The sequence below is a fragment of the Halomonas campaniensis genome, assembly GCF_014193375.1.
In the GTDB taxonomy this organism is placed as follows: domain Bacteria; phylum Pseudomonadota; class Gammaproteobacteria; order Pseudomonadales; family Halomonadaceae; genus Halomonas; species Halomonas campaniensis.
The window spans coordinates 100,949-108,781 of record NZ_JACHZF010000001.1 but is presented as its reverse complement, the minus strand read 5'-3'; the positions used below and the strand labels follow the sequence as shown (position 1 = coordinate 108,781).

At 69.9% G+C, this 7,833-nt stretch carries 10 protein-coding genes and 3 tRNA genes; 3 read left to right on the top strand and 10 right to left on the bottom strand.

Annotated features, from left to right (window positions below):
* Positions 1-121: 121 nt before the first annotated feature.
* Positions 122-403 carry a ComEA family DNA-binding protein gene (locus BDK63_RS00505; protein WP_183329348.1) on the bottom strand — a complete coding sequence of 94 codons (282 nt, stop codon included), beginning with the start codon at positions 401-403 and terminating at the stop codon, positions 122-124.
* Between the two features lie 254 nt (positions 404-657).
* Between BDK63_RS00505 and pyrF the strand changes: the two genes are divergently transcribed.
* Entirely contained in the window at positions 658-1,353 is a 696-nt protein-coding gene (gene pyrF, locus BDK63_RS00500) for an orotidine-5'-phosphate decarboxylase (protein WP_183329347.1), read from the top strand.
* A gap of 7 nt (positions 1,354-1,360) precedes the next feature.
* On the opposite strand, the gene lapB is transcribed toward pyrF, so the two are convergent.
* The 3 genes from lapB to BDK63_RS00485 are packed head-to-tail and all read right to left on the bottom strand — an operon-like array spanning position 1,361 to position 3,206.
* Positions 1,361-2,542 (bottom strand): lipopolysaccharide assembly protein LapB, encoded by a 1,182-nt coding sequence (gene lapB, locus BDK63_RS00495; protein ID WP_183329346.1) that lies wholly within the window; start codon positions 2,540-2,542, stop codon positions 1,361-1,363.
* 1 nt (position 2,543) lies between these two features.
* Positions 2,544-2,849: a lipopolysaccharide assembly protein LapA domain-containing protein gene (locus tag BDK63_RS00490; RefSeq protein WP_183329345.1), complete on the bottom strand. Its 306-nt coding sequence runs from the start codon at positions 2,847-2,849 to the stop codon at positions 2,544-2,546.
* Between the two features lie 45 nt (positions 2,850-2,894).
* Positions 2,895-3,206, bottom strand: a complete 312-nt coding sequence (locus BDK63_RS00485) for an integration host factor subunit beta (protein WP_302055109.1) — start codon at positions 3,204-3,206, stop codon at positions 2,895-2,897.
* Positions 3,207-3,392: 186 nt separating this feature from the next.
* Here BDK63_RS00485 and BDK63_RS00480 point away from each other — a divergent pair, with 186 nt between their 5' ends.
* On the top strand, positions 3,393-3,686 hold the full coding sequence (locus BDK63_RS00480; RefSeq protein WP_183329343.1) for an FAD assembly factor SdhE: 294 nt from the start codon (positions 3,393-3,395) through the stop codon (positions 3,684-3,686).
* Entirely contained in the window at positions 3,655-4,047 is a 393-nt protein-coding gene (locus BDK63_RS00475; RefSeq protein WP_343065253.1) for a hypothetical protein, read from the top strand. The genes BDK63_RS00480 and BDK63_RS00475 overlap by 32 nt, the downstream gene beginning before the upstream one ends.
* Positions 4,048-4,109: 62 nt before the next feature.
* On the opposite strand, the gene nadB is transcribed toward BDK63_RS00475, so the two are convergent.
* From nadB to pgsA, 6 genes are all read right to left on the bottom strand, one after another.
* Positions 4,110-5,690, bottom strand: coding sequence for an L-aspartate oxidase (gene nadB, locus BDK63_RS00470; protein WP_183329342.1), 1,581 nt, complete (start codon positions 5,688-5,690; stop codon positions 4,110-4,112).
* Positions 5,671-6,831, bottom strand: coding sequence for an FUSC family protein (locus tag BDK63_RS00465; RefSeq protein ID WP_183329341.1), 1,161 nt, complete (start codon positions 6,829-6,831; stop codon positions 5,671-5,673). Before BDK63_RS00465 ends, nadB begins: the two co-directional genes overlap by 20 nt.
* Before the next feature lie 59 nt (positions 6,832-6,890).
* Positions 6,891-6,977 (bottom strand) — tRNA-Leu (locus BDK63_RS00460).
* A 29-nt stretch (positions 6,978-7,006) separates the two neighbouring features.
* Positions 7,007-7,080: transfer RNA gene (locus tag BDK63_RS00455), tRNA-Cys, on the bottom strand.
* A 36-nt stretch (positions 7,081-7,116) separates the two neighbouring features.
* Positions 7,117-7,191: transfer RNA gene (locus BDK63_RS00450), tRNA-Gly, on the bottom strand.
* Between the two features lie 61 nt (positions 7,192-7,252).
* Positions 7,253-7,801, bottom strand: coding sequence for a CDP-diacylglycerol--glycerol-3-phosphate 3-phosphatidyltransferase (gene pgsA / locus BDK63_RS00445; protein WP_183329340.1), 549 nt, complete (start codon positions 7,799-7,801; stop codon positions 7,253-7,255).
* Positions 7,802-7,833: the final 32 nt, after the last annotated feature.

Here is a 7,833-nt window from a genome sequence, read left to right as displayed (position 1 = left end):
GGGCCGCCTCCACCTCCCACACCGCTTTTTCCCGGGGGGGGGTTTTGGGGGGGGGGGGGGGGGGGGGGGGGGCGGGGGGGGGGGGGGGGGCGCCCCCCCCCCCCCCCCGCCGGGGGGTTGATCAGAAGGTCACCTGATCCTGAAGGTTGGCCACCGTCCCTTCGCCGATGCCGCTGACCCGCGTGAGGTCGTCGGCATTCTCGAAGGGGCCGTTGGCTTCGCGCTCCTCGATGATCGCCGTGGCCTTGGCGGGCCCGATGCCCGGCAGTTCGGCGAGCAGTTCCGCGTCCGCGGTATTGACGTCGATCGGCGCGACCTCCTGGGCCGTGGCGGCCAGTGGCGAGAGCATCAGCATCAGCGCGAACAGCGTTGCGGCGAGGGTTCCCTGCAGGGTTGTTTTCATGGGGCAGTTCTCCTGTGACGACTCACTCCTGATGCACCGGCGTGGTGCCCCTTTCAAGCTAGTGTGCCTCGCTCCCCGGCAGTGTCGGCCCCTGCGGTCATTGCGCGTCATCCCGAGCCTACTTCAGCCCCTGGCGATTCACGCCGGCACTCCGCGTCGAAACCCTGCGGCTGGCGTCGGCTCAGGCCGACATCGTCCGTGGTGTAACGCTGATATACTGCCGCCATCTTCGTGACTTGCCAGGAGACCGGCCCGTGCCTACCGCTTCCCCCCTGATCATTGCCCTCGACTACGCCTCGCTGGATGCCGCGCTGTGCATGGCCGACCAGCTCGACCCGGCCCGCTGCCGACTCAAGGTGGGCAAGGAGCTGTTCACCCGCAGCGGGCCCGACGTGCTCGAGGCGCTGCACGGGCGTGGCTTCGAGGTGTTCCTCGACCTCAAGTTCCACGACATTCCCAACACCGTGGCGGGGGCGGTGCAGGCGGCCGCCGAGCAGGGCGTGTGGATGGTCAACGTGCATGCCGGCGGCGGGCGCCGAATGATGGAGGCGGCGCGTGAGCGCCTCGCCAAGCACGGGCTGTCGACCCGGCTGATCGCGGTGACCGTGTTGACCAGCCTGGAGGCAGAGGACCTTGCCGAGGTGGGGGTCTCGGCGACACCGGCCGAGCAGGTGGAGCGCCTGGCCAGCCTGGCGCGGGACAGCGGCATGGACGGGGTGGTCTGCTCGGCCCGGGAGGCAACACGCCTGCGAGCGCTGTGCGGGACCGACTTCCTCAAGGTGACTCCGGGCATCCGCCCGAGCTTCGCGGCGGCCGGCGACCAGCGGCGCATCATGACGCCTCGGGATGCCATGGCGGCGGGCAGCACCCACCTGGTGGTGGGGCGCCCGGTGACCCAGGCCGAGGACCCCATGGCGGCGCTGGCGGCCATCGAGGCGGAGCTGGCCTGAGGCGGGGCTACTCCCCCTCGATGCCGGTGATCGGCTTGGTGGTGCCCCAGCTGCGGCAGCGCGGGCACTGCCAGTGGAGCTGTTCGCCGGCAAAGCCGCAGCGCCGGCAGCGGTGCCTCGGCAGGGCTTTCAGCAGGGTACGGGTGTGCTGCTGGAGCAGCTCGAGTCGCTCGAGTGATTCGCCCTGGTCATCCTGCCGGTAGAGGTCCATCAGGTAGTCCAGCGCCCCCAGGCTCGATTCGCGGGCGAGCTGCTCCCTGACCAGCGCGATGGCGGCGGCGGGGCCCTCGCGCTGTCGAAGGGTCTCGGCCAGCAGGATGATCACGCTGGTGTAGGGGGTACGTTCGAGCAGCTGCCGCAGGTGGTGAATCAACCCCTCCTCGTCGTCGAGCAGCCGGTAGGCATGGGCCAGGGGGTCGAGCAGGGTCGGGGTGAAGGCCGGGTCCTGGTCCGGGATGCGTGACAGCAGGCGGATCTCCTGGCGGTAGTGGCCGGTATCGTGCTCCAGCCCGGCCAGCAGCAGGTTGGCGCGCACGCAGCGCGGGTCGGTGTTCAGGGCCTGGCGCAGGTGCTTGCGCGCCAGGCCCGGGCTCGCCTCGAAGCGCTCCTGCTCCGCCAGCTGGCAGAGCCAGTGGGCAGCGGCACGCCGCATCTCCTCGCTGTGGCGCACCAGCTGGGGCTGGGCGACGCTCAGGGCCTGCTGCCACTCCCCCTCGCGCTCCAGCAGGTCGACCAGCAGGCGCTTGGCCTCCAGGCGGAGTTCGTCGTCCTGGGTGTCGCGTACCAGGGTCTGCAGCAGGCGTTCGGCGCGGTCGAGCAGGCCGAGCTTGAGGAAGTCGCGGGAGAGCTCGAGCTGGACCCGATCGCCCTGGGTCCCGCTGAGGGTGGGGCGCGCCAGCAGGTTCTGGTGGATCTTCACCGCCCGGTCGGCCTCGCCCCGCGCGCGGAACAGGTTGCCTAGGGTGATGTGGGTGTCGATGGTCTCGCTATTGACCTCGAGGGCGGCCACGAAGGTCTCGATGGCGCGGTCCTGCTGGTCGTTGAGCAGGTAGTTGAGGCCAACGAAGTAGTCCCGCGCCAGCCCGGAGGAGGGGGCGGGATCCTCGGCCTTCCTGCGTTCGCGGCGGCCGAGCCACCAGCCGATGGCGACCGCTGCCAACAACAGGGTCAGCAGCAGGACGTCGGGCATTCTAGGGGAGTTCCTTCAGCTCCTGGACACGCAGGCGGTCGAGCTCCTTGCGCTGCTGCTGGTTGTGGCGCTGGGCGCGAGTCAGCAGGGTGCGCAGGCGCAGGTAGACGCCGCTCATGGCCAGCATGCCCATCAGCACGCCGACGGCCAGCGAGGCCAGCAGCCAGACCGAGAGCGAGGCGGCAGGCAGCTCGATCCAGATCAGGTTGAGCGGCAGGGCCTGCTGGTTATTGACGGCAAACAGGATGCCGACCAGCAGGACCGCCAGCAGGATGATGGCCAGGATCAGGCCTTTGAGCCAACGCATGCGCTTGTCCCCTGTGGTGAATGTCGTGGTGGCATTGAGAGGTGCTCAGTAACCGAGGGCGCGGCTGGCGTCCACCTGTTCGCGCAGCTCCTTGCCGGGCTTGAAGTGTGGCACGAACTTGCCCTCGAGGGCGACAGGTTCGCCGGTCTTGGGGTTGCGGCCCACGCGGGGTTCCCGGTAATGCAGCGAGAAGCTGCCGAAGCCGCGGATCTCGACCCGTCCCCCTTCCGAGAGGGTGTCGGTGATGTCATCGAGGATCAGCCTGACGGCCGCTTCGACTTCCTTGATCGACAGCTCCGGCTGTCGCATTGCGATCTGCTCGATCAACTCGGACTTGGTCATCGACGTTCTCCGTATGCGGCTCGCAACCGGGAAGTACCACCCCGCGTTGTTGTTTTCTCAAAGCATACTGTGCAAGTCGTGATAAAACAACGAGCTACGACCATAGGCAGAGAGACGGCCGATTCCGGGCGCCGCAGGCTGTCGCGGCAGGGGGGCTCGGGTATACTGGCGGCACATCCATCCGCACTGTCGAGGTCGACGTTGAACGAGCCATCCACCACCGAAGCCGCCCAGCGCAAGCGTCTCTACTGGCACTCCCGGCGCGGGATGTGGGAGCTGGACCTGCTGCTGGTGCCCTTCCTCGAGCAGCGCTACGACACGCTGGACGAGGCGGACCAGGCGGCCTTCCGGGAGCTGATCGACGAGGAGGACCAGGACCTCTTCGTATGGCTGATGCGTCGGGAGTGGCCGGAAGCGCCGGCCCGCCGCCGCATCGTCCAGCTGATCATCGAGCATGCCGAAAGTGCCGATAGCGTTGGGCATCGTCCCGTCTAGCCTCGCGCTGTGGGTCCATGGGCTGCTGGCGGCGGCGGTGGCCGCCCCGGTCGCCTTCCATGCGCCGGCGGGCATCGCGGTCCCCGTGACCCTGGTGCTCACCGGCGTTGTCGTGTGGGTCGCCCGCGGGCGGCCGCGGGGCGAGCTCCGGGGCGTGCCCCGGCCGGGCGGCGGGCTGCGCTGGAGCTGGCGGAGTGCCGCGCCGGGCGGCGGTTGGCAGGAGGTGACCCTGCGCTGCGACTACCTGGGGCCCTGGCTGATCGGCCTGCGCCTCGACGGCCGCCGGCTCTGGCTATGGCCCGACAGCGGCGATGCCGCCTCCCTGCGGTCCCTGCGACGGGTGCTGGTCGGCCTGGCCTGAGCGGCCCGACCGGGCCGCGCGTCGGCGGTGCCTTTCGCGAAGGCGTTGCTCGCTGGCCGGGGCTATGGCGTTGCCAGGTCCGCCAGGTGAATCCGTGACGGCTGCGGTGCGGGATCGCCATGGACGGGGCAGTCGGGGTTGTAGTGCAGGCCGCGGGACTCCCGGCGCGCCTGTGCGCTGGCCACGGTGAGCCGCGCCAGGCGCAGGGCATGCCACAGGCTGGCGAGCTCGGCGTCGGGGGGGCTCGCGGCGACCAGGGGCGCCAGCCGGCGCTGCTGGTCGGCGAGCGCCTCGGCGGCCTCGGCCAGGCCGGCATCGTGGCGGACGATGGCCACCCGGGCGCTCATCCACTGGCGCATCGCCTCGCGCTGTTCGCCGACCAGGCCGGGCGGCAGCGGCTGGCTGCCGGCCGCCAGGGGGCGCAGGTCAGCCGTGGCCGGGACCGCCGGCCGGGCCAGCGCCCGGGCGCAGCTGCGGGCGAAGACCAGGCACTCCAGCAGCGAGTTGCTGGCCATGCGGTTGGCACCGTGCAGGCCCGTGCAGGCGACCTCGCCGACGGCATACAACCCCGGAACGCGAGTGGCGCCGTCCAGGCCGGTGGCCACCCCGCCGCAGCTGTAGTGTGCCGCCGGGACCACTGGGATCGGCACCCGGGTGATATCCAGTCCGCGTCCGGCGCAGTGGGCGTGGATGGTGGGGAAGTGGTGGCGGATCGCGGCCTCGCCCAGGTGGCGGATGTCGAGCAGCACGTGGTCGCTGCCGGTAAGCTGCATCTCGGCGTCGATGGCGCGGGCGACGATGTCCCGCGGCGCCAGCTCGGCACGGGGGTCCAGGGCCGGCATGAAGCGGTGGCCATGGATGTTGAGCAGCTGCCCGCCCTCGCCGCGCACCGCCTCGCTGATCAGGAAGGGAGGGCCCTCGGGATCAAAGAGGCAGGTGGGGTGGAACTGCTGGAACTCCAGGTTCATCAGCTCGGCACCCAGCTCGGCCGCCATCATCATGCCTTCGCCGCTGGCCGGCTGGGGGCTGGTGGTATGGCGATAGAGCCCGCTGGCACCGCCGGTGGCGAGCACGGTATCGGCGGCGAGCAGCTCGTGGAGGCGGCCCTGCTCGTCCAGGCAGCGCGCCCCGCGGCAGGCTCCGTCGGCATCGCCGATCAGGCCGATGGCGGTCAGTTCGGTGTGAAGGGTGATCGACGGGTGGTCGGCCACATGCTGCTTGAGGGTCTCCATTACCACCCGCCCCGTGGCGTCGGCGGCATGGATGATGCGCCGTGCGCCGTGGCCTCCCTCGCGGGTCAGGTGGTAGGGATAGCCGGCCCCGGGGCTGGTGTCCGGGGTGAAGGGCACTCCCAGGGAGAGCAGCCACTCGATGGCGGCGGGACCCTGCTCCACGGTGAAGCGCACCGCACGCTCGTCGCACAGGCCGTCGCCGGCCACCAGGGTATCGGCCACGTGGGCCTCGACGTCGTCCTGGGGGGAGAGCACGGCGGCGATGCCGCCCTGGGCCCAGCGGCTGGCGCCAGAATCGTCGCTGGCCGGCCGCAGCAGGGTGACCCGGCGCCGGTCGGCGATCTCCAGGGCCAGCACCAGCCCGGCGACGCCGCCGCCGATGATCAGCACATCATGGTTGCCGTGGGTCATCTTGCGCTCCTCTGTCGTTCAGGGCGGAGTCGTTCAGGGCGGACTCCCGCCGTGCCCAGCGGCGCCCCGAGGCGCGGCGCAGGCGGCGGCTGGGGAGGCGGTTCAGGCCGCCGAGGCGGGTCACGAGGTCATCGGTCAGGCGGGCCAGTTCGCGGTTCAGCCACAGGTAGCCGCTGGGGCTGAACAGCACGCGACCCTCGACGCTGCGTGCGCTGGAGGCCAGCTCGGCATGGCGCTGGAGGTCGAAGGGGCTGATCTCGACCTCGATGGGCTGTCCGGTCCGGACCTGGAAGGCCAGGGTGCCGAGCTCCCGGGCGAGCCGATGCTGCTCCTCGCGCAGGCCGGTCATGGCCTCGATGCGGTCATGGCCCGCCCGGGTCGTCCAGTGGGTCTCGAGCAGCAGCTCGATGGTCGAGAGCATGCGGCGCTGCAGGGAGATGATGTCATCCAGCTCGTCCCGGCGCAGCCGTCGTTCGCGATGGATCGCATCGACCAGGCCGCGCTGCTTGACCAGCGAGGCGCTGGTGGCCTTGAGCAGGGCGCGGGTGTCGACGTCCAGCGAGGCCGAGGCGGTGGTATGGGCGTGGAAGAGGCGCGCCATGCGGTCGAGGTTCTCGGCCAGCATGAAGCGCATCATGTCGGTGGCCTTCTGGGGCAGCACCAGCACGGTCACGGCGATGCCCACCAGGGTGCCCAGCAGCACGTCGAAGGCCCGCCACAGGCCGATGCCCAGGTCATGGCTGCCGTCGCCGACCACCAGCAGCAGGCTGATGGCGAACATCAGGCCGCTGTAGCCGTGGCGGCTGCCGAAGGTCAACCAGGTGGCGATGCCGATGGCGACGAGGCTGCCGGCCGGCACCAGCAGGGGCAGGCCCGGGGGCAGCAGGATCAGCACGAGGCCCGACCCCGCGCCGAGCAGGGTGCCGAGCAGGCGCTGGCGCCCCTTGTCGAGCACGCCGCCGATATGCGGCAGGTTGCCCATCACCATGACGGTGCTGACCAGCGCCCAGCTGGAGTGGGGAATCTCGAAGATGCGGATGATGACGAAGGTGATCGTCAGTGCCAGCAGCACGCGAACGACATGCAGCCTGCGCCGGAAACGGTAGGTGAAGAAGGGGTCGCGCAGGGGCGGCAGCTTCATGATCGGGTGCCCCGTCGATGCGCCGTGAGGCGGTCGGTCCAGGCGAAGCGTGGGGAGACTGGTGCCCGGAGCCGGGCTCGAACCGGCACGGTGTCGCCACCGAGGGATTTTAAGTCCCTTGCGTCTACCAATTTCGCCATCCGGGCGGCACGGGCTCGAGCAGGAAAGCGGGAAATGGAGGCTGGAGTCGGAATCGAACCGGCGTACACGGAGTTGCAGTCCGCTGCATAACCACTCTGCCATCCAGCCTCATCGAGTCGTGATCTCATCCCCGGGGGGGGATGATGGAGCGGGAAACGAGATTCGAACTCGCGACCCCAACCTTGGCAAGGTTGTGCTCTACCACTGAGCTATTCCCGCCTGACTCGAGAGCGAATTATACGGATAAGTCGGTGACTGTCAAACGCTTTTGCATCCCGGCCTACATCGAGTCGCTGAGGTGCGGCCAGGCGGCACGCAGGTAGAGGAACATCGACCAGAGTGTCAGCACGGCGGCCACGTAGAGGGTGGCCACGGCCAGCGCGGCGATCGGCGTGCCGGGGGCGAAGGCCAGCAGCAGGAAGATCGCCACCATCTGCAGAGTGGTCTTGACCTTGCCGATCCAGGAGACCGCCACCTTGCCGCGCTTGCCCATCTCCGCCATCCACTCGCGCAGCGCCGAGATGACGATCTCGCGGCCGATGATCACCAGCGCCGGCAGGGTCAGCCAGATCGCCTCGTAGCGCTCGATCAGCAGCGCCAGGGCCACGGCGACCATCAGCTTGTCCGCCACCGGGTCGAGAAAGGCGCCGAAGGGGGTCGCCTGGTTCCAGCGGCGGGCCAGGTAGCCATCCAGCCAGTCGGTGATCGACGCCAGGGCGAACAGCGCGGCGGCCAGGGGCATGCTCCAGGCGAAGGGCAGGTAGAAGAGCACCACCAGCAGCGGAATGAAGGCAATACGGGCCAGGGTGAGGAGATTCGGGATGTTCATCGCGTGACGCAGTCCTTGCCGGTCGGTGGGGT

What these genes read in the sequence shown, in the direction of transcription:
- BDK63_RS00505 (WP_183329348.1), bottom strand. Translation starts at nt 403, where the DNA reads ATGAAAACAACCCTGCAGGGAACCCTCGCCGCAACGCTGTTCGCGCTG.
- lapB (WP_183329346.1), bottom strand. Translation starts at nt 2,542, where the DNA reads ATGCCCGACGTCCTGCTGCTGACCCTGTTGTTGGCAGCGGTCGCCATC.
- BDK63_RS00490 (WP_183329345.1), bottom strand. Translation starts at nt 2,849, where the DNA reads ATGCGTTGGCTCAAAGGCCTGATCCTGGCCATCATCCTGCTGGCGGTC.
- nadB (WP_183329342.1), bottom strand. Translation starts at nt 5,690, where the DNA reads ATGACCCACGGCAACCATGATGTGCTGATCATCGGCGGCGGCGTCGCC.
- BDK63_RS00465 (WP_183329341.1), bottom strand. Translation starts at nt 6,831, where the DNA reads ATGAAGCTGCCGCCCCTGCGCGACCCCTTCTTCACCTACCGTTTCCGG.
- pgsA (WP_183329340.1), bottom strand. Translation starts at nt 7,801, where the DNA reads ATGAACATCCCGAATCTCCTCACCCTGGCCCGTATTGCCTTCATTCCG.